The organism is Mucilaginibacter jinjuensis (genome assembly GCF_028596025.1).
Taxonomy (GTDB): domain Bacteria; phylum Bacteroidota; class Bacteroidia; order Sphingobacteriales; family Sphingobacteriaceae; genus Mucilaginibacter; species Mucilaginibacter jinjuensis.
This window is the reverse complement of sequence record NZ_CP117167.1, coordinates 4,364,193-4,382,929: the sequence shown is the minus strand read 5'-3', so window position 1 is coordinate 4,382,929 and position 18,737 is coordinate 4,364,193. Positions and strand designations below refer to the sequence as shown.

The 18,737-nt window shown below is 41.6% G+C and carries 27 protein-coding genes; 11 read left to right on the top strand and 16 right to left on the bottom strand.

Annotation, left to right across the window (positions count from 1 at the left end; translation table 11 throughout):
• Positions 1 to 24: 24 nt before the first annotated feature.
• Complete coding sequence (locus PQO05_RS18990) at positions 25 to 1,530, bottom strand: ATP-binding cassette domain-containing protein (RefSeq protein ID WP_273629016.1); 1,506 nt, start codon at positions 1,528 to 1,530, stop codon at positions 25 to 27.
• A 72-nt stretch (positions 1,531 to 1,602) separates the two neighbouring features.
• Here PQO05_RS18990 and PQO05_RS18985 point away from each other — a divergent pair, with 72 nt between their 5' ends.
• Positions 1,603 to 1,893, top strand: coding sequence for a DUF3175 domain-containing protein (locus PQO05_RS18985; protein ID WP_273629015.1), 291 nt, complete (start codon positions 1,603 to 1,605; stop codon positions 1,891 to 1,893).
• A gap of 230 nt (positions 1,894 to 2,123) precedes the next feature.
• Here PQO05_RS18985 and PQO05_RS18980 read toward each other — a convergent pair whose 3' ends face one another.
• Positions 2,124 to 2,351 (bottom strand): hypothetical protein, encoded by a 228-nt coding sequence (locus PQO05_RS18980; RefSeq protein ID WP_273629014.1) that lies wholly within the window; start codon positions 2,349 to 2,351, stop codon positions 2,124 to 2,126.
• Positions 2,352 to 2,517: 166 nt separating this feature from the next.
• Between PQO05_RS18980 and PQO05_RS18975 the strand changes: the two genes are divergently transcribed.
• The 4 genes from PQO05_RS18975 to PQO05_RS18960 all read left to right on the top strand — a co-directional run bounded on the left by PQO05_RS18975 (position 2,518) and on the right by PQO05_RS18960 (position 4,920).
• Positions 2,518 to 3,711 carry an alpha/beta hydrolase gene (locus PQO05_RS18975; protein ID WP_273629013.1) on the top strand — a complete coding sequence of 398 codons (1,194 nt, stop codon included), beginning with the start codon at positions 2,518 to 2,520 and terminating at the stop codon, positions 3,709 to 3,711.
• A 91-nt stretch (positions 3,712 to 3,802) separates the two neighbouring features.
• The gene (locus tag PQO05_RS18970; RefSeq protein ID WP_273629012.1) at positions 3,803 to 3,970 is read left to right on the top strand and encodes a hypothetical protein; all 168 of its coding nucleotides are present in this window, start codon (positions 3,803 to 3,805) and stop codon (positions 3,968 to 3,970) included.
• Between the two features lie 67 nt (positions 3,971 to 4,037).
• Complete coding sequence (locus tag PQO05_RS18965) at positions 4,038 to 4,499, top strand: PA2169 family four-helix-bundle protein (protein ID WP_273629011.1); 462 nt, start codon at positions 4,038 to 4,040, stop codon at positions 4,497 to 4,499.
• A gap of 109 nt (positions 4,500 to 4,608) precedes the next feature.
• Complete coding sequence (locus PQO05_RS18960; protein WP_273629010.1) at positions 4,609 to 4,920, top strand: hypothetical protein; 312 nt, start codon at positions 4,609 to 4,611, stop codon at positions 4,918 to 4,920.
• A gap of 153 nt (positions 4,921 to 5,073) precedes the next feature.
• Here PQO05_RS18960 and PQO05_RS18955 read toward each other — a convergent pair whose 3' ends face one another.
• From PQO05_RS18955 to PQO05_RS18945, 3 genes are all read right to left on the bottom strand, one after another.
• Positions 5,074 to 5,280 (bottom strand): hypothetical protein, encoded by a 207-nt coding sequence (locus PQO05_RS18955; protein ID WP_174312415.1) that lies wholly within the window; start codon positions 5,278 to 5,280, stop codon positions 5,074 to 5,076.
• Positions 5,281 to 5,394: 114 nt separating this feature from the next.
• Positions 5,395 to 5,637, bottom strand: coding sequence for a hypothetical protein (locus PQO05_RS18950; protein ID WP_273629009.1), 243 nt, complete (start codon positions 5,635 to 5,637; stop codon positions 5,395 to 5,397).
• 95 nt (positions 5,638 to 5,732) lie between these two features.
• A complete protein-coding gene (locus tag PQO05_RS18945) occupies positions 5,733 to 5,930 on the bottom strand; it encodes a hypothetical protein (protein ID WP_074489836.1) in 198 nt (65 codons plus the stop codon).
• Between the two features lie 346 nt (positions 5,931 to 6,276).
• On the opposite strand from PQO05_RS18945, the gene PQO05_RS18940 reads away from it, so the two are divergent.
• The gene (locus PQO05_RS18940; RefSeq protein WP_273629008.1) at positions 6,277 to 6,846 is read left to right on the top strand and encodes an RNA polymerase sigma factor; all 570 of its coding nucleotides are present in this window, start codon (positions 6,277 to 6,279) and stop codon (positions 6,844 to 6,846) included.
• A gap of 14 nt (positions 6,847 to 6,860) precedes the next feature.
• The gene (locus PQO05_RS18935) at positions 6,861 to 7,967 is read left to right on the top strand and encodes a S1 family peptidase (protein ID WP_273629007.1); all 1,107 of its coding nucleotides are present in this window, start codon (positions 6,861 to 6,863) and stop codon (positions 7,965 to 7,967) included.
• A gap of 342 nt (positions 7,968 to 8,309) precedes the next feature.
• On the opposite strand, the gene PQO05_RS18930 is transcribed toward PQO05_RS18935, so the two are convergent.
• The 4 genes from PQO05_RS18930 to pdxH are packed head-to-tail and all read right to left on the bottom strand — an operon-like array spanning position 8,310 to position 11,082.
• Positions 8,310 to 9,497: an NADH-quinone oxidoreductase subunit D gene (locus tag PQO05_RS18930; RefSeq protein ID WP_273629006.1), complete on the bottom strand. Its 1,188-nt coding sequence runs from the start codon at positions 9,495 to 9,497 to the stop codon at positions 8,310 to 8,312.
• Between the two features lie 16 nt (positions 9,498 to 9,513).
• Positions 9,514 to 9,888 (bottom strand): four helix bundle protein, encoded by a 375-nt coding sequence (locus PQO05_RS18925; RefSeq protein WP_273629005.1) that lies wholly within the window; start codon positions 9,886 to 9,888, stop codon positions 9,514 to 9,516.
• Positions 9,889 to 9,940: 52 nt separating this feature from the next.
• On the bottom strand, positions 9,941 to 10,438 hold the full coding sequence (locus tag PQO05_RS18920; protein WP_273629003.1) for an NADH-quinone oxidoreductase subunit C: 498 nt from the start codon (positions 10,436 to 10,438) through the stop codon (positions 9,941 to 9,943).
• Positions 10,435 to 11,082 carry a pyridoxamine 5'-phosphate oxidase gene (gene pdxH / locus PQO05_RS18915; RefSeq protein ID WP_273629002.1) on the bottom strand — a complete coding sequence of 216 codons (648 nt, stop codon included), beginning with the start codon at positions 11,080 to 11,082 and terminating at the stop codon, positions 10,435 to 10,437. The genes PQO05_RS18920 and pdxH overlap by 4 nt, the downstream gene beginning before the upstream one ends.
• A gap of 119 nt (positions 11,083 to 11,201) precedes the next feature.
• On the opposite strand from pdxH, the gene PQO05_RS18910 reads away from it, so the two are divergent.
• Both PQO05_RS18910 and PQO05_RS18905 read left to right on the top strand, forming a co-directional pair.
• Complete coding sequence (locus PQO05_RS18910; RefSeq protein WP_273629001.1) at positions 11,202 to 11,759, top strand: YqgE/AlgH family protein; 558 nt, start codon at positions 11,202 to 11,204, stop codon at positions 11,757 to 11,759.
• A gap of 207 nt (positions 11,760 to 11,966) precedes the next feature.
• A complete protein-coding gene (locus tag PQO05_RS18905; protein ID WP_273629000.1) occupies positions 11,967 to 12,170 on the top strand; it encodes a hypothetical protein in 204 nt (67 codons plus the stop codon).
• Between the two features lie 183 nt (positions 12,171 to 12,353).
• Here PQO05_RS18905 and purE read toward each other — a convergent pair whose 3' ends face one another.
• Genes purE through PQO05_RS18890 form a run of 3 tightly spaced genes read right to left on the bottom strand, consistent with a single transcriptional unit; the run spans position 12,354 to position 14,589 of the window.
• Positions 12,354 to 12,869 (bottom strand): 5-(carboxyamino)imidazole ribonucleotide mutase, encoded by a 516-nt coding sequence (purE, locus tag PQO05_RS18900; protein WP_273628999.1) that lies wholly within the window; start codon positions 12,867 to 12,869, stop codon positions 12,354 to 12,356.
• Positions 12,859 to 13,407 (bottom strand): STM3941 family protein, encoded by a 549-nt coding sequence (locus PQO05_RS18895; RefSeq protein WP_273628998.1) that lies wholly within the window; start codon positions 13,405 to 13,407, stop codon positions 12,859 to 12,861. Before PQO05_RS18895 ends, purE begins: the two co-directional genes overlap by 11 nt.
• A 42-nt stretch (positions 13,408 to 13,449) precedes the next feature.
• Complete coding sequence (locus PQO05_RS18890; RefSeq protein ID WP_273628997.1) at positions 13,450 to 14,589, bottom strand: 5-(carboxyamino)imidazole ribonucleotide synthase; 1,140 nt, start codon at positions 14,587 to 14,589, stop codon at positions 13,450 to 13,452.
• 142 nt (positions 14,590 to 14,731) lie between these two features.
• Here PQO05_RS18890 and arr point away from each other — a divergent pair, with 142 nt between their 5' ends.
• Positions 14,732 to 15,139 carry an NAD(+)--rifampin ADP-ribosyltransferase gene (gene arr / locus PQO05_RS18885; protein WP_337943173.1) on the top strand — a complete coding sequence of 136 codons (408 nt, stop codon included), beginning with the start codon at positions 14,732 to 14,734 and terminating at the stop codon, positions 15,137 to 15,139.
• A gap of 7 nt (positions 15,140 to 15,146) precedes the next feature.
• Here arr and PQO05_RS18880 read toward each other — a convergent pair whose 3' ends face one another.
• The 4 genes from PQO05_RS18880 to PQO05_RS18865 all read right to left on the bottom strand — a co-directional run bounded on the left by PQO05_RS18880 (position 15,147) and on the right by PQO05_RS18865 (position 17,454).
• Complete coding sequence (locus tag PQO05_RS18880; protein WP_273628995.1) at positions 15,147 to 15,542, bottom strand: hypothetical protein; 396 nt, start codon at positions 15,540 to 15,542, stop codon at positions 15,147 to 15,149.
• Between the two features lie 94 nt (positions 15,543 to 15,636).
• Positions 15,637 to 16,137, bottom strand: a complete 501-nt coding sequence (locus PQO05_RS18875; RefSeq protein WP_273628993.1) for a hypothetical protein — start codon at positions 16,135 to 16,137, stop codon at positions 15,637 to 15,639.
• Positions 16,138 to 16,351: 214 nt separating this feature from the next.
• A complete protein-coding gene (locus PQO05_RS18870) occupies positions 16,352 to 16,831 on the bottom strand; it encodes an NADH-quinone oxidoreductase subunit B (RefSeq protein WP_337941589.1) in 480 nt (159 codons plus the stop codon).
• The gene (locus PQO05_RS18865) at positions 16,828 to 17,454 is read right to left on the bottom strand and encodes an NADH-quinone oxidoreductase subunit A (RefSeq protein ID WP_273628992.1); all 627 of its coding nucleotides are present in this window, start codon (positions 17,452 to 17,454) and stop codon (positions 16,828 to 16,830) included. Before PQO05_RS18865 ends, PQO05_RS18870 begins: the two co-directional genes overlap by 4 nt.
• On the opposite strand from PQO05_RS18865, the gene PQO05_RS18860 reads away from it, so the two are divergent.
• Positions 17,453 to 18,670 (top strand): BaiN/RdsA family NAD(P)/FAD-dependent oxidoreductase, encoded by a 1,218-nt coding sequence (locus tag PQO05_RS18860; RefSeq protein WP_273628991.1) that lies wholly within the window; start codon positions 17,453 to 17,455, stop codon positions 18,668 to 18,670. The two genes, PQO05_RS18865 and PQO05_RS18860, sit on opposite strands and share 2 nt — an antisense overlap.
• Positions 18,671 to 18,737: the final 67 nt, after the last annotated feature.

The window sequence follows — 18,737 nt, the reverse complement described above, 5'->3', positions numbered from 1 at the left end:
ATATAAGTGTTGCTTCAGGTATTTTTAAATTGTTTCTACCCGTGCAACCTCGCCTTTTTGTAAGTGAATGTAATGATCAACCGCATTAGGTATCTCATGCGCGTAATGTGTTACATATATTAAAGTGATGTTGCTTTTACTGCAAATGATATCCACAAGATGCTTAAATAACTGTTGCTGCTGGTCATCCATTCCCTGGCACGGTTCATCTAATATTAACAGGGTTGGGTTCTTAACCAGTGCCCGGGCCAGCAGACAAAGGCGTTGCGCGCTTGCCGGTACATTCTTCAATAACTGGCGGGCATATTTCTCGATATTAAAAACCTTCATCCAACGTAATACAATAGCTGCACGGCTGGGTTCACTTTGGCGAAACAAACCCAGCGTATCATAAAACCCAGATTCTATCACCTGTGCACAGCTATTATCCATCGGGAAAAACTGGTATAGTTCGGGTGATACAAAGCCGCATTTACGTTTAATATCCCAGATGCTTTCGCCGGTGCCACGTTTCTTATCGAACAAAATAATATCATTGGCATAAGCCTGTGGGTTATCACCATAGGCCAGACTTAATAAGGTTGATTTACCCGCACCATTTGGCCCAAGCAATGCCCAGCGTTCGCCTTGCTTTACCTGCCAGTTTATGTTGTGCAAAACCTGTATGTCACCGTAACGCACGTTTACATTATTCATTTTGATGATCCAGTCGAAGGTTGGGTACTCCGTAAGACTTAATAGCGATTCAATTTCTGCTTCATCAACATCAGGCGTACTGCTTGCCCATGCAAAGTTATGTTCGGCAACCTGGGCAGGGGTAAGGGTTTGGGTTAGCTTGCCATCTTCCAGCACAGCTACAGTTTTTATAATATCCGGGATTTCATTGGGCGATGTTGCCATGATCACAGTCACGCCCGAATCTGCAATTTCCTGCAATAATATACTAAAATACAGGCGTGAGTTTACGTCGAGGCCAGTTAAAGGTTGATCTAACAATAACAGGGTAGGGTTTTTCACCAATGCCGCAGCAATTCGCAGTCGTTTAGTTTCGCCGTTGGAGAGCTTGATGAGTTGCTTTTGGTATAGATCAGTGAGGCGAAGACGGTCTACCGCTTTTTCCAGCGTCCAATAATGTTCTTCAGTAACGTGGGCAAGGATGGCTGATAAATATTGCTCAACTGTCATGGCATCTTCCGAATCAGAAGAGTTGTATCGCTGCTGATAGTAAAAATCAGATGTATTAGAAAAATTCTTAAAATGATGGCGCGACTCGATCAAAGCCATACGTTGCAAAGCCAATGGTTCGCCAGTATTGATAAGATCATCTGATGATTTAAAGTGATAAGAAATACTACCGCCTGAGATTCCCTGCTTGCCGATCATCGCTTTCAGCAACACGCTTTTGCCCGAACCACTTTTGCCGATAATAGCCCAGTGATGGCCTTGATTAATCTCTAAACTGATATTATCTAATATTTTTTGGTTTTGGATAGCGGCGTTAATATGCTGAAGCGAGAGCAGGATGTTCATAGTATGGATGTTAATGTCAGATCAACAAATGTAAAAGTTGCCTGTTATAAAACAAGAAGGAGAAAGATATTTATGAAAAAGAGCACAGGAAAAAGAAAGTGGTCGGCCGGGGTAACTGAGAACAGTGATGCGCTCGACCTGAAAAAAGACGTCTTTAAATCGAAAGACCCAACCAGGATCGCCAAATCATTAAAGCATTCGGCCGATGAAAGTCATAAGCGTAAAGCGTCGCCGTTTCAATCAGCCATGTCGATGTTAAATTTCTACATTAACCGCGCTGGCAAAAATCTCACTAAGAAAGAAAAGGAACCGCTTGAAAAAGCTAAAGGCAAATTAAGGCAATTGTATCATCGCCCGGCTTAATACCGGGTAATGTCCACATTTAAATACTGCTTGGAATCTACCCCTTATTAACGCTGTTGCAAATTGCACCGGCTTAGTGTTTCCCTAATTTAGGGGAATGCAGTGACAGTGCTACTACTTCTAACACTAATAAAGGGTAGAAAATGATTAATTCCGAAGTGCTTCCTGCGAAAAAGCTGATAAGGTGTATAATTTAGTCCGATCTGACTTGTAGATACAAAGTGGTTTCTTTAATACCGGGTAATGTCTTTACGGTTATTAGTTCTAACACCGTAGATCAGATAAAAGATTAATCCCACCACTGGTGCAAAGAAAAGCACTGCCGCCCAAAAGGCTTTTACAGGCAACAGAATATCCCGCCGGCGAAATAGCGTATATATGGCTATAATAAGCACTACCAGCCACACCAGGAATAAGATGACGAATATGTTTAACAGGGTTGATGTTGTATTGCCCATTTGTTTTCAATTTATATTAGATAATACAGGGCAAACTGTTATAAGTTTGATTTAGATCTTGTTGTGATTGTGTTTACACGTACAACTTCAGGCTATTGCTATGTTGCCTTATAGTTTAAACATTGTAATATAAGTGTAGTTAATTAGGTATCATTTAAAAATATCTATGAAAACTAAAACTAATCAATCAAACAAAAACATCGCAGGCAAAGCCGGCTACTTAAAAATGGCAGCTCTCGGGCTGGCCGTAGTTACCTCGTTTACGGTTGCCTGTAAAAGCAGCACCACATTAAAAACTACAGATAGTACAACTGTTACTAAAGACAGTACCGTTAAAGTAGACAGTACCCAAGGCGGCACTGCTGCCAATGTTAAACCTACCGGGCCAAAACCGGCTTTTGCGCCCGACATTAAACCGCAAATGCAAGCTGTGATTGAACAGCTGGCCAGTTATGGTGATAAACCTATCCCAGGCTTAACAGCAGTTGAAGCGCGTAAAAATCACACCGCTACTGATGCTGTGATGGATGTAATGAAGAAATTTAATATCCCAACACCACCGGCTAACGTAGATACCATGGGTAAAGAGATCCCGGTTGCTGGTGGTAATATTCATTTACGTATTTATACTCCTAAAGCAGGCAATGGCCCGTTCCCGGTTATTGTATATTATCATGGCGGTGGTTTTGTAATTGCCAATGTGGATGTATATGATGCATCAGCCAAAACCTTGGCAGATAAAGTTGGTGCCGTTGTGGTTTCAGTAGCTTACCGTTTAGCGCCCGAGCATAAATTCCCAACCGCACATAACGACTCTTTTGCTGCTTACGAATGGGTGGTTAAAAATGCTGCCTCTATTAAAGGCGACCCTAAAAAGATTGCTGTAGCCGGCGAAAGTGCCGGTGGTAACCTTGCCGTTAATATGGCTATTATGGCCCGCGATAAAGGTATTATGTTGCCAACTGCAATTTTAGCTGTTTACCCGGTTGCGGGATCAGACATGACTACGCCATCTTACACAAAGAATGCGGCCGCTAAACCTTTAGATAAACCGATGATGATGTGGTTTGTGAAAAACTACCTGAATAATATGGCCGAAGGTAAAGACCCGCGCATTAACCTGGTTGCCGCTAATTTGAAAGGCCTGCCGCCAACTACTATTATTACAGACGAGATTGACCCGCTGCAAAGCGAGGGCATGACACTGGCTGATAAAATGAAAGCAGTGGGTGTAAAAGTGGACACTAAAAACTACGATGGCGTTACGCACGAGTTTTTTGGCATGGGTGCAGTAGTGCCCGAAGCTAAAGATGCAGAAACTTATGCCGTTAATCAGCTCAAAACTGCCTTTGGTAAATAATTATTGGGCTAAATATTAATTTATATGGGGTGATGTGCCAAACAGGTATAGTTATTGTATTTGTTAAGCACATCACTTATTTAAAACCCTTATGAAACGTTTACCCGTATTATTATTTGCACTGGCTATGATGTTAATGAATAGCTGTGCAGTTGTTGGCGGCATTTTTAAAGCCGGCGCGGCAGTTGGCATTATAGCCGTAGTTGTAGTTATCCTTGTTATTATCTGGCTGATCTCTTTATTCAGAGGAAAAAATTAACGAAAATTTATTAATTAATAATAAACAATAGTAGCCTCATCCCGTTACTTAAAAACACATTATTACCATGGAAAACACAAAAGCAACAATTGAAACATTAAATGATTTAGTACAAATCAATAATGACCGTATAGAAGGTTACGAAAAAGCGACTAAAGATATTGGCGAAGGCCAGGAAGATCTGAAAGCGCTTTTCACCAGCATTATTGGCGACAGCCATAATTACAAACTGGCATTGGGTACCGAAATTGAAGTATTGGGTGCTGACATTGAAAATACCACCAGCACCAGTGGCTCGCTACACAGAACCTGGTTGCAGGTTAAGGCTGCATTTACCAGCAACAGCACTAAAAGCGTGTTAGAAGAATGCGAATTTGGTGAGGATGCGATTAAAAAAGCGTATCAAACCGCAATTGAGTCTGAGCATTTACCGGCTTATATTAAAGATATACTGATTGATCAGAAATCTTCTATCGATGCTACACACGATGAAATTAAACAATTGCGCGATCAATACGAAAACGCTTAACTCATTGTAGTTTAGAATGCATATTAAAAGCATATTGGTTTAACCAGTATGCTTTTTTTTTGTTAAAAGTGCTTAATATTGTGCAGAATTTATAACACAAGCAACATAGATGAAAAATTACAAATTAATATTATTGGCAGCAGTTGCGAGCTGTGCTTTCAGCGCTTGCAGTGGCGATCACAGCCCAAACAGTGCACCGGATTCAACAACCGATAATGCGGCTTTCCGTCACCTTAATGTAGATACATCTGCCGTTACTCATCAATTGAGTAACAGCACACAAGTATCTAATGATGGATCTGGCGGTGTGTTGGTAGCTAAAGATACCACTCATGTAAAAGTTCGCACAGTTAATATTGCATCAAGTGCACCTGCTGCACCTGCGCCTGCTGCAAAAGATACTACTGCTGCTAAGAAATAATTTTAATGATATAATAAAAGCCCTGGTCAATTAGGCCGGGGCTTTTGTGTTTATGCGCTATTCGTTCTTAACTGATTTAATAACGAATTATATAAAAACAAGAAAGGCCCCGAAATCATCAGGGCCTTTCTTGTTTTCCTAAGAAATGAAAAATTACATTTTCTTAGTAGAGTCTTTTTTAGTAGAGTCAACTTTAACGCTGTCTTTTTTTACAGAGTCAGTTTTAACAGTTGAATCAACAGCTACAGTTGAATCTTTTTTAGTAGAATCAGTAGTAGTAGTTGAACCAGAACCTTTACAAGCTACCATTGAAGCAGAAAGAAATAACGCTACTGCGCCTAATTTGAATGCATTTTTCATTTGAAAATTTTTAAAAAGTGATTAATAGTTTTTTCTTTAATACCGGGAATTTGAAAAGGTAACCGTACAAAATGAAAATATTTTAAACAATTATCTTTTTTATTGCCGGGGCAATTACATTTTCTTGGTGCTGTCTTTTTTCTCAGTTGTTTTAACAGTAGTTTTCTTTGTAACTGTATCAACTGCAGCGCTATCTTTCTTCGCAGTGTCAACTTTAACAGTTGTATCTACAGAGGTAGTAACTGATGAATCTGCTTTTGCAGTATCGCTGCCATTTGCAGAGCCTTTGCCTTTACAAGCCACTAATGATGCAGATACTGCTGCAATTACAAGGGCATTTTTTACTAAGTTTTTCATATGGTGGTATGTTTAATTTATTGTTAATACTATAAAAAGAAAAAGGTAACCCTTGTGAGGTTACCTTTTTCAAAAGATCTTAAGATCTGTAAGGATTACATTTTTTTAGTAGTATCCTTTGCAGTAGTATCAGCTTTAGCTGAATCAACTTTAGCAGTAGAATCAACAGTAGTTACAGTAGCAGTAGAATCAACTTTAGTTGAATCTGTAGTTGAAGTAGTTTTGCTACCTGAACAAGCTGCGAATGATAATGCTACTACTGCTGCGAAAGCTAATTTTACGATGTTTTTCATAATAATTTAATTTAAAGTTTTAAAAGTTACCATCTGTTAATACCCGAAACATGAAAAGGTAACCCGGAGGGAGAAGAATTTTTTTAATTTGTTGATTAGGGAAGTAATTCGGCAATTTGTCAATTCGATAATTTGTTAATGAAGAAATCAATCACCTGATTATTTAACGATCGCTTATTATTAGCAAATCAACAAATTGCCGAACTTGCTAATTGAAGCAGCATTGACAAATTACCGAATTAACAAATCAGCTAATTGATTGTCAAATTAACAAATTGGCTAATTGCCAAATTAAAATTTATTTTTGGCAATCATGGGTTACCATTCCCGATAAAAGGTATTAATAGTGAGTAAATTCTTAAAAGGTTCAGCACCAACAGATAGTGAGGTAATACTCGGCATCCTTAATAATTCAGAGATCGTTTTAGAGCGGTTATACGTTGCATACTTTCCGATGGTTTTGCAGCTTATCATCAACAATAACGGTTCTGCAGATGATGCAAAGGACATTTACCAGGAAGCTATCATCGTTCTTTACAATAAAATCAAGAGTGGAAATTTTGAATTAAGCAGTAAGCTTAAAACATTTATTTACTCGGTTTGCAGGCGTTTGTGGTTGAAAAGATTAAACCAGATGAGCCGTTTTGATGGCGATATCAGGGATTTTCAGGATTATTTGCCGGTAGAAGACGAGGTTGATAAACAAACCGACCGCGATTTACAGTTTACCAAGATGGAAGGCGCACTGGCTTTACTTGGCGAGCCCTGCAAAACCATTATTGAAGATTTTTACATGCACGACAGATCTATGCAGGAGATCTGTGAGCGTTTTGGGTATACCAATGCAGACAATGCCAAAACGCAGAAATATAAATGTTTGCAAAGGCTGAAGAAGTTGTTTTTTCAGCATAGTTAAAGGAGAGGGATATTATGAACGACAGGCAGTTACACGACGAGATTGAACGTTACCTGAACGGCGAGATGAGCCGCGATGAGCGTTCTGCTTTTGATGTGCTTCGTAAAAACGATGCACATGTTGAACGCAAGGTTAATGAGCACCGCCAGTTTGTGGGTTTACTTAAACAGTACAATGAGCGCCGCGAGCTGGAGCAACGATTGAACGCTATACACCAGGAGATAGATGTACATGCACTGAAGGAAGAATTAACTATTCAACCATCGTGGGTGGTACAATTGTGGCGTAACCATCACTCTAAAATATCTGTGGCGGCATCGATAGCTATTTTTGCTATGCTAGCTACGCTGTTCTTTACAGGATATTTTGCAGGTCATGATTCTAACTACACGCAATTGCGCATGCAGTTAGAAAATTACAAACGCAGCACCGATAAACTCAATAAATCAACCAATGCTTTACTGCACGATATTAAAACAGGCAAGCGTGTAATTGAACCTGCTAAGTTTGGCGGTACAGGTTTCGCGCTATCATCAAATGGTTATGTTGTTACCAACTACCACGTAGTAAATGGTGCCGATTCTGTTTATGTACAAAATGCAACCGGCGATTCGTACCATGCCCGCGTAGTATACAGCGAACCACAATATGATGTAGCTATATTAAGGATTGATGATTCGACCTTTAAATCTCAGGCGCCGCTGCCTTATACACTTAAACGGGTGCAAAGCGATTTAGGCGAAGATGTTTATACCATTGGTTACCCGCGTAATGATGTGGTTTATGGCAAAGGTTACCTATCATCTGCAACCGGTTTCCATGATGATACTACAGCCTATCAGGTTTCTATCCCGGTTAACCCGGGTAATAGCGGTGCTCCATTACTGGATAATAAAGGTAATATCATCGGCATCATTAGCGGTAAACAATCATTGATGGAAGGGGCAGCCTTCGCCGTAAAATCTGAATATCTGCTGAAAGCAATCAAGAACATGCCGACTGATTCGGTGAATAAAAAGATTGCATTTAACAGCAAAAATACCCTGGCCAGTTTAAGCCGTGCCCAGCAGATTAAAAAAGTACAAAGCTATGTGTACCAGATTAAGGTATACAGCCACTAAGCAACCCACTATTATATTATACGAATATGAAAAGCCTCTGTAAAGAGGCTTTTTTGTTATGGGTACGGTTGGCCTGTCACATTGAGGCACTCGAAGTGTCGCGCGCAGAGGCTCGCCCACCATGCTTCGAGTGCCTCAGCATGACAGCATTGGCACATCGAAGAGGATTCTTCGCTATCGCTCTGAATGACAAAAGAAGGAGAGGATAAAATAAGCGCGTCATTGCGAGGAACGAAGCAATCCCCGATAAGCAGAGCGGCTCTGTAAAGTTCGTGATTGCTTCGTTCCTCGCAATGACGTATTGGATGGAAATCTCGATCCTGATTCTTAACTCTCTTGAAATTAACGATCTACTTCCCCTAACACAATATCGATTGAACCCAGAATAGCAATCAGATCGGCAATCATAACGCCTTTGGATAGTTCTGATATTACAGAGAGGTTATTAAAGCTCGGCCCGCGTGCTTTAACACGGAAAGGGATTTCGGTTTTGCCATCGGCCATAAAGTAGAAGCCAACTTCGCCGCGTGCACCTTCGGAGCGCATATAGTAATCTTGTGCTTTTGGCGTAATCTTACGCGGCATTTTAGCGCGGGGATCAAAATCGGTTGTGCGTTTCAGATCTTTTTGCAGGCGTTCAACACATTGCTCAATCATTTTTAACGATTCCGTAATTTCGTCAACACGCACTTTGTAGCGGTCCCAGCAATCGCCAACAGTCCCCATTTCACCTTTACCGATTGGGATTTCGAAATCCAATTCAGGATAAGCCGAGTAATTATCAATCCGGCGTAAATCCCACTTAACGCCAGAGCCACGCAGTACCGGGCCAGAGCATCCGTAGTTAATAGCTACATCTAAAGGCAATATGCCCACGTTAGCGGTACGTTTAATAAAGATCTGGTTATCGGTAAGCAGTTCGTTTAACTCTTTCAGCTTGGGCTTAAAATAGGTTACAAACTCAGCGCAACGTTCTTCGAAACCAACAGGTAGATCGTAAAATAGTCCGCCAATCCAGATATAGTTATACAACAAACGAGAGCCGGAAGCCCACTCCAGCATCCCCATAATATGCTCGCGGTCGCGGAAACACCACAAGAAAGGGGTGAAGGCGCCAATATCGATACCGTAAGTACCTATGGCAATCAGGTGCGAAGCAATCCGGTTCAGCTCGCAAACCAGTACCCGGATGTATTCAATACGTTTCGGAATATCCTGATCAATACCTAGCATACGCTCCACACCCATAACCCAGGCGTGGCTGTTATTCATTGATGCCAGGTAATCCATCCTATCCGTAAACGGAATAGTTTGCTGGTACGTAAGCGCCTCGGCATGTTTCTCAAAACAGCGGTGCAAATACCCAAGGTGCGGGATTGCTTCTTTCACAATCTCGCCATCGGTAATCAGCTCCAACCGCAAAACCCCGTGCGTCGACGGATGCTGCGGACCCATGTTGAGCACCATGTCTTGGGTGGCAGCGGTGGCTATTTTTTGTTGATATAGATCAAATGCTTCGTTGTGAGTCATTTCGAATTTCGAATGTTCAATTTCGAATTTTATTTAATTTATGATTTTCCTTAGCAGTTTTACCAATTGCTGTAAATATAGCGGTCAATTCTTTCGCTTCTTGCTTTACAACTTTAATTGATTCAGGAGACATTAGACCAGATTGTTCAATGAGTTCCAGCCAGTACTGAGATTCGTCAGCCTCTTCTTCAACAATAATAATCTTATTAATAAAATCAGCAGAAGACTTTCCCTTACATGCAGAACGATAATTAGCACCAACAGAAGTGGCACTTCTTAATAATTGATTTGATAACACCCTGCTGGTTTTAGTATCGGGCAATTTCTCTACAAGCTTAATAATGGTTATTGCGAAAGCTTGAGTCCTTTTAATAAGCTCTTCTTTGTTCATCTAATGTTAAAACAATTCGAAATTGAACATTCGAAATTCGAAATCAAAAAAATCAATCTATCTTAATCCCCTTATAATACTCAGCCGCCTGATAATCTTTCCTCATCGGGAAACCATCCCAGTCATCAGGCAATAAAATTCTACGTAAATCAGGGTGGCCTTCAAAGAAGATCCCTAACAGGTCATAAGCCTCACGTTCATGCCAGTCGGCAGTTTTATAAACATCAACTAAACTTGGAAATGTAGGCAGATCTTCCACATCACGACCATGCTCAATACTGATTTTTAAAGTGAGCTGTGTTTGGTAAGGGATAGATGCAAGGTTATAAACCACGCCGAATTTACCGGCTTCAACACCATAATCAACACCTGTTAGGCACGATAGGTAATCGAAATAAGTGGCTTCGTTGTCCCTTAATTCGCGGCAAACTTCCACAATCCGGTTTGGGGCGATGAGTAAAGCTGGTTGTAAAACGCCTGCCTCTTCGCCAACGATAACATCGCTGCCAAATTTGCTAATGAGTAAATCTTTAATTTCAGAAAAAATCATGGCGCAAGGCGAACAATTTTCCAGTTGTTTTTATCGGCTCTTTTAAATACGAGGCGATCGTGTAAACGGCTGCTTCGGCCTTGCCAAAATTCAAACATGCGTGGTTTTAAAATATAACCACCCCAGTGTGCCGGCTTGGGTACGTCTTTATCTTCGTATTCTTTTTCCAGTTTGTTCCACTTTTCTTCCAAAGCTTCGCGGCCATCAATTTCCTGGCTTTGCGGCGAAACCACAGCGCCAATCTGGCTGCCTTTTGGGCGCGAAAGGAAATAAGCTTCAGAATCCTGTTTGCTTATTTTTTCGATAGTACCCTCAATACGTACCTGGCGCTCAAGCGGCCCCCACCAGAAAGTGATGGCACCCAGCGGGTTTTTAGCAATTTCTTTACCTTTGCGGCTCAGGTAGTTGGTATAAAATATAAAGCCTTCGGCGTTGTAGCCTTTCAGCAGTACAATGCGCGACGATGGCCTGCCATCGGTAGTGGCCGTAGCCAGGTTCATGGCATTAGGCTCGTGCATTTCTGATGCGCGTGCCTGGTTAAACCAGCTATCAAACTGGATAAAGGGATCTTGTTTAATATCTGTTTCCGACAGGGATGCCGCGCGGTAATCCTGTCTCAGGTCTTGTATATCTTTTTGGCTCATTTGCTTGCAAATCTACAAATACGGTTTAGTAATATTTTATAAATCCGTTACGTTGTATACAACGTTATTAAAAAAGAACATTAATTTAACGTTTGTGTTATAAATTAAATTTCAACTGTATGCTTAGCACTATCTCTGCCGCGGCTGGCCGTTTGCTAATTTCGGAGCCGTTTATGATGGACCCGAACTTTAAGCGGTCTGTAATATTACTGACCGAATACTCAGAATTCGGTGCAATGGGTTTTGTGCTTAACCATCAAAGCGAATATATGATAGGCGATTTACTGCCGGATATTTCCTACTCCGAATTGCCGGTTTACGTTGGCGGTCCGGTTGCCAACAATACCCTGCACTTTATACACCGTTGCCCCGATAAAATTACCGGGGGTACGGAAATATGGGATGGCATTTACTGGAGCGGCGATTTTGAACAGGTAAAAGAACTGATTAACACCTACCAGTTGAAAGATGATGAGATTAAATTTTTTGCCGGATACTCTGGCTGGACAGCAGGGCAGCTTGATGTAGAACTGGCAGAAGATACCTGGATTGTAGCCAATAAATTTAACTCAGATATCGTGTTTACGCACGATGAGCAAAACCTTTGGAAGGAAGTGGTTATCGGCTTAGGCCAGCGCTATGCCCATATTGCTAATTTTCGGAGAACCCGGCATTGAATTAATTCAATTGTCGGTTGTCTGTTATGGGTTGTCGGACAATGCTACCGCAAGTTTCTAACTTGTGGTTAAACTGTTGTAAGGTTTCACCTTACTTAAACTGGAAGCTTACCATAGATGAGTCACAAGTTACGCTGCGCTAAACTTGCGACAGTGGTGCTGAAAGCTATTAATAGCTAATGCAGATTAGTTATGGTACATTTGACAATGCACACAGACACTCAGATATTTAAGGAAGCCGACGGAACAGTAGACTTATTGTTTTCGCTCGAAGATTACGACTTCGAAAAAACGGTTGATGTTATGGTTAGTTTAAAAGAAGATGGCGAGAATAAAAATTACACCGCGGTATATACCAAAAAACGCGTTGATGGCAAACCAGAGTGGGTGCCGACTTCGATTCGCAAATAAGCCTCACGTCAAACGTCTAACGCTACCGCAAGCTTTAACTTGTGGTCAATCTGATGTAAGGTTTCACCTTACGTAAGCTGGAAGCTTACATCAGATAAGTCACAAGTTACGCTGCGCTAAACTTGCGACAGCGAGATGATTAATCTTCAAAAACGTGGGACGTATAACGTCCCACGTCAAACTTTATGCGTCATACCCAGAAGGATACCCTTCTTCTTTCATTCCTTTAGCCGATTCTTCAACTTTGCTTGCCAAATCAGCTTTGTATTTAATGAGGTTTTGGGTGATGTACTCGTCTCCGGTCGATAAGATCTGTGCAGCCAGTATACCTGCATTTTTTGCAGCGTTTAAAGCTACAGTTGCCACAGGGATACCATTAGGCATTTGCAGGATAGATAATACAGAATCCCAGCCATCGATAGAATTGCTCGATTTTACAGGAACGCCAATTACAGGTAAATGCGTTAACGAAGCCACCATGCCCGGTAAGTGGGCTGCGCCACCGGCTCCGGCTATAATCACTTTCAGGCCACGATCTGCGGCTGATTTAGCATAGCTGAACATACGATCGGGCGTACGGTGGGCCGATACTACGGTAATTTCATAATCAACACCTAACTCTTTTAAAACATCAGCAGCATCCTGCATAATATGAAGGTCGGACTTGCTGCCCATGATGATTCCGATTTTAGCGCTCATTGGTTTTATCTGTTAACTGATCTGTAGATCGATGTAAAGCTTTGTTAATTAAACTACCTCTTTCGGCAGGTTTTGCACTGGCCAAATTTACAATTAAGCCGGTTAATTTCTCGTGGTCTATATTGCGGACAGGGCCGAGATCGATATTGATTTCTTCATACCCCATCGCTTTCGATAGTTCACGTAATTTTTCATTGCCCTCTATCAAATGCTTAAACTCATCTTTTATAATTAAACAAACGAATGCCTGTTTGTACGATGTGTTCCAGTAGGCATGGTCTATAATATCCCAGTTGATGAAATCTTTATAAGCAGATCGATCAAAAATACCGGTTTCATTGATAATGATCTGCGGCTTTCTATCCAAAAGGTTAACTAAGCCGGCAATTATACCTAAGCTGAAAAGTCCAATGAGTACCCAGCCGATTATAATATGCTGATTATAAATAAGCCATAAGCCTCCCAGTATAAATGGCAAACAGATCAACATTAACCTGATCGCTTTCCATTTCGACTTATATAGCTTTATTTCATTCAATATTGATTACCAATAAGTGTCCCGATTCTTGACTCTCTTAAACTAAGATACTACTTTCAATATCTGCTGTACGTAACGCGCACGCTCAATTGCTTTCTCACGGTCGGCATCAACAATGGTAACGTGCCCCATTTTGCGGAATGGTTTAGTTAGCGCCTTGCCATACAAGTGGATATATACCCCCGGGCATTTTAATGCTTTCTCAATGCCCTGGTAAACGGCTGGGCCTTCGTGCCCGGCTTCGCCTAAAAGGTTAATCATAATGGCATTATTGAGGCAATCAGTTTCGCCCAAAGGCTGGTCAAATATCGCGCGTAAATGCTGTTCAAACTGTGATACGATATTGCCTTCGATAGTTTGATGGCCGCTGTTATGCGGGCGCGGAGCCAGTTCATTAACCAGTATGCGGCCATGTTTATCTAAAAACATTTCAACAGCCAGTAAACCTACTATTTTTAGTTTGGCGGCAATATCTTTAGCAATTTCTTCGGCACGTTCATGTATTTCGAATGGCAGGGTAGAGGGAGCGATCAGAAACTCAACAAGGTTGGCTTCGGGGTTAAACTCCATTTCCACCATCGGGAAGGTTTTAATGTCGCCATTCTCGTTGCGGGCAACTATCACGGCAATTTCCTTTTCGAAATCAATCCAGCGCTCAATCAGGCTCGGTTCGGTAAATGCTTTGGCTAACGATTGCTCATCTATCACCTTATAAACACCTTTACCATCATAACCATCGCGTCTTAACTTCTGGATGTATGGGAAAGGGATATGTGTTTTCTTAAGATCTTCTGCCGAAGATATGATCTGAAATTCGGCAGTAGGGATGTCATTTTCTTTGAAGAATTGTTTTTGCAAACCTTTATCCTGTATCAGGCGAATTACGCGTGGCTGTGGATAAACCAGCACACCCTCACGTTCTAATTGCTCCAGCGCGTCAACGTTTACCTTCTCAATTTCGATGGTAAGCAGATCTACCTTTTTGCCGAAATTGTAAACAGTTTCGTAATCGCTCAGTGAGCCAACTACAAATTCGTCGCACAGTTTGCGGCATGGGGCTTCCCGGTCAGGGTCAAGTACTTTAACCGTAACATTGTAGTTTAAAGCTTGTTGTATCAGCATGCGGCCTAACTGCCCGCCGCCTAATATGCCTAATTTCAGATCTCCGTAAAATGCTTTCATTTGATGATGCAAGTTTAAGAAATTTAGCAAACTATATTAGTGAGTTGTTGCAGATTACAAGTTTTAGGTATTTTTATCAGGTGATATCATCGACATAACCATCATGAAAACAAAGGATATTGAAAAACAAGCAGAAAAACTGATGCACACTCCTTTTGCTCAAACATATTTTCACGGTACAAAGGCCGATTTAAAGCTGGGCGACTTTATTGAGATCGGCGTTAAATCAAATTATGGACAAAATAATATAGCAAAGTATATCTACCTCTCGGCTACACTCGATGCTGCCGTTTGGGGTGCCGAACTCGCATTAGGTAATGGCCGTGAAAGAATTTATTTAGTAGAGCCCACTGGCCAGATAGAGGATGACCCTAATTTAACCGACAAGAAGTTCCCGGGTAATCCAACAAAATCATACCGCTCAAAGCATCCCTTTAAAATAGTTGGCGAGATCACCATTTGGCAAGGCCACCCGGCGGAACAGGTTAAAGCCATGAAAGATAGAATGGCTGTACTTAAGGAGCAAGGTATTGAAGCGATTGAGGACTAATTTCCTTTTACCTAGCCGGATAAGCCCTCACCATCCTAAAATACAAAATGCCTTGTACCAGTAAAAATGAAATACCACAGGTAGCATAAAATACTTTATTAGATTCGCTCATTTGGTGTATAAAAGCATAAACTAAAAACACAACCGTGCCACCAAAAAACACCAACAGGCGTAAAAATGGATTAACGTAAATACTTCTGTTAGCCAAAGTCATCGTAGCGAACGACATGAGCGTGAGTATCATCGTTAGCATTAAAGTGCCATTTACAATTGATGGTAGGGCGGCTTTGTAATCGCCACCTTTAAAGGTAACCATGTAGTATGCAGAGCCCAGCATAAAGGCCAGGGCAAAGGAGAAGGCAAATGCCTTGAATAATAGCTGGAAGAGATATTTAGCTGTCATAAGGTGCAAAATTAGCTATAATAGCAAAATGGATAATCGAATGGATGTCATAAAAGCAAACTGCGGCTAACAACGTGATTGCTTAAGGGGTTTTTTACGTGAACCTTATTTCTTTCGAACTTTCAGACTTCCTGACTGAATTACTGTAATAATTAGCCGCCATCAATGCCGTAGGTAGTCCAACGCAAATCACCAGTGTTGCCATGCCTATACCTGCGCCGTAAGGTGTCATTCCGTGTTTGCCTTTGGGGGTATGGCTTAGGGGAGTTACAATAAAACTCATGATAAGCCAGGTGAAAAGCCCGTATAATACACCTATCACATATTTATTTCTGAATAACCTGGTGAATAACGGGAAGCTTACAAACCAGGTAGTTGTAAATACATAACTGATCATGTAATGAAATAAAATACCATAAGCCACCATCTTGCCCGACATTACAAACGCAGCCCTCCCAAAAACACCACTGGCAATAAAACTGAACACCTGTGCAACGGGTACTTTATTATTGAGCAAAAGCGTAGCTGCGGCATCCATTGTGCCGGTTATAAAAACGGTTAAAAGTAATGCGAGGTAGATGTTTTTAATGCGCACGGTGTATGTTAATAATGGCCGCTAAAGTAAGAAAATGTAGTGAGTGATAGCGTAATATCTTCTTTACGGATTAATGTCAATGGTATAAAAGCTGTGTCATTGCGAGGTACGAAGCAATCTCGTCGCCAATACTTATTCGATCTGTATAGTTACGAGATTGCTTCGTACCTCGCAATGACAAAAGAGAATACATTTTTGAATATCCGAAATCAAATTACATGTCAAGTACATGCTCTGTTTCAATCTTCTTCTGCAATTCAAGCACAGCGCCAATCAAAGCTTCGGGGCGGGGCGGGCAGCCTTGCACGTAAACATCTACCGGGATCACCCTGTCAACACCTTTTACTACGTGGTAACCATGTTGCCAGTAGGGGCCGCCACAGTTGGAGCATGACCCCATTGATATAACATATTTAGGTTCGGGCATTTGCTCGTAAAGGCGTTTAATGCGTTCGGCCATTTTAAAGGTAACGGTGCCAGCAATGATAATCACATCGGCCTGGCGGGCAGATGGGCGGGGGAATACACCGAAGCGCTCAAAGTCGTAAGTTGAGGCAAAAGACCCCATCATTTCTATCGCACAGCAGGCAATACCAAAGCTCAATGGCCACAGGGATGATAAACGCGCCCAGTTTAACAGATCGTTTACCTTGGTGATTACTACACCACCGTTTTCGTTCATATCCTGGGTCATTCGCTTGCTTTTTTAAATGCGGGTTTAAACATTGGCCTGTTAGTAGTGGCAGTATTTGTAGTAGCAGTAGCAGTCTCATGCAAAGTAGCTGTTACAGTTGCAGTTCTTTCCCTTTCTGTTTCAACAGAAAAAGATTTTACAGTAAAAGCGCTTTGTGCTGCGTTCAATTTCTCATAAACCGACGTAGGGATATTTACATCGACACTTGGTACAATAGGGCTGGCTTTTATCCAGGCCAGGTCGCCTTTTACCCAAGCGTAAACCAGGCCTAATATCAGGATGCCTGCGAAAACAAACATTTCAATGAGGCTTAATGCAGTCCAGCGCGAATCAACTGCTGCAATTTCTTTGCTGCCGAAAACGGTTGCCCATGGAAAAATGAACATCATCTCTACATCAAACAACAAAAATATCAGCGCAATAACATAGAAACGCGAGTTAAACGGAAGCCATGCGCTGCCGGTTGGCTCTTCGCCACACTCGTACGATGTTAACTTTTCGGGATTCGGATTATGGGGTGCTACCAACTTGTTGGCAAAAAAAGCAGCCCCGGTCATCACAATACCGATAATTAAGAAGATAAGTATCTTTCCAAATTCAGATATTTGCGCAACTTCGCCCATGGTTGCAAAAATAACAAAACAAACCCAGTTTGATGCTATAATAATAGGAGCAGGTGCATGCGGATTGATGTGCGCTGTGCAAGCCGGTTATTTAGGTAAGCGTACGCTTATCATCGAGCATAACGATAAGCCCGGTGCCAAGATACTCATCAGCGGGGGCGGGCGCTGTAACTATACCAATATGTATGCTTCGGCTGCCCAGTTTATTTCGCAGAACGAGCATTTTGCCAAATCGGCCTTTGCGCAGTGGACGGTGGAGGATACTATTACCTTTTTTGAAACCTATGAGATAGATGGGGCTGAGAAAACACTCGGTCAACTTTTTCCTGCCAATGGTAAGGCCAAAGATGTGGTGCAGGTTTTTACTGACCTATGCGATCAGCTCGATCAAACGTTATGGCTGGATACCAAAGTTACCGACATCAGCAAAAATGAGGACGAAAGCTTTACGCTGACTTACGAGCGTTACGGCAAAACCTCAACCATTAATACCGATAAAGTAGTTATAGCTACAGGTGGCCTCCCGATCAGTAAAATGGGGGCTACTGATTTCGGCATCCGTACTGCCCGAAAATTCGGGATGAAGATTGTGGAAACCGCACCGGCCTTAGTGCCATTAACCATTACCGGCAAACAGCAAAACTGGTACGAACAACTATCGGGCAGCAGTATTTTTTGCAGGGTTTGGAATGATGAGATCAGCTTTGAAGAGAATATTTTGTTTACCCATTGGGGATTAAGCGGCCCGGCAATTCTGCAAATTTCATCGTATTGGAAACCGGGTGAGAGCATTTATATCGATCTGTTACCTCATCAATCAATTCTCGATATTATAACTGAAGAGCAACGTACCAATAGCAAACAATTATTGCAAACACTGCTTTCGGGCTTGTTTACCCGGAAATTTGCAGAGGCTTTAGGTTTATATCTGCCTATTACTAAAAATCTGGCAACGCTGAGTAAAGCTGATCTGGAAACTATTAATAACCTTATCCATACTTTCAAAGTAACTCCGGCAGGGAGCAAAGGCTATGATAAAGCCGAGGTGATGCGAGGCGGGGTTGATACCAATGAGCTCTCATCTAAAACTCTGGAAGCTAAAAAAGTACCCGGTTTGTTTTTTGGAGGGGAATGTGTTGATGTAACCGGTTGGCTGGGAGGATACAACTTTCAATGGGCCTGGGCAGCAGGTTTCGTTATAGCTCAAAACTTATAGTTTTAAAATAATTATGTCATTTAATTAGTTTGAGATTGCAACTATAAAAGGGAATATTATCTTTGTC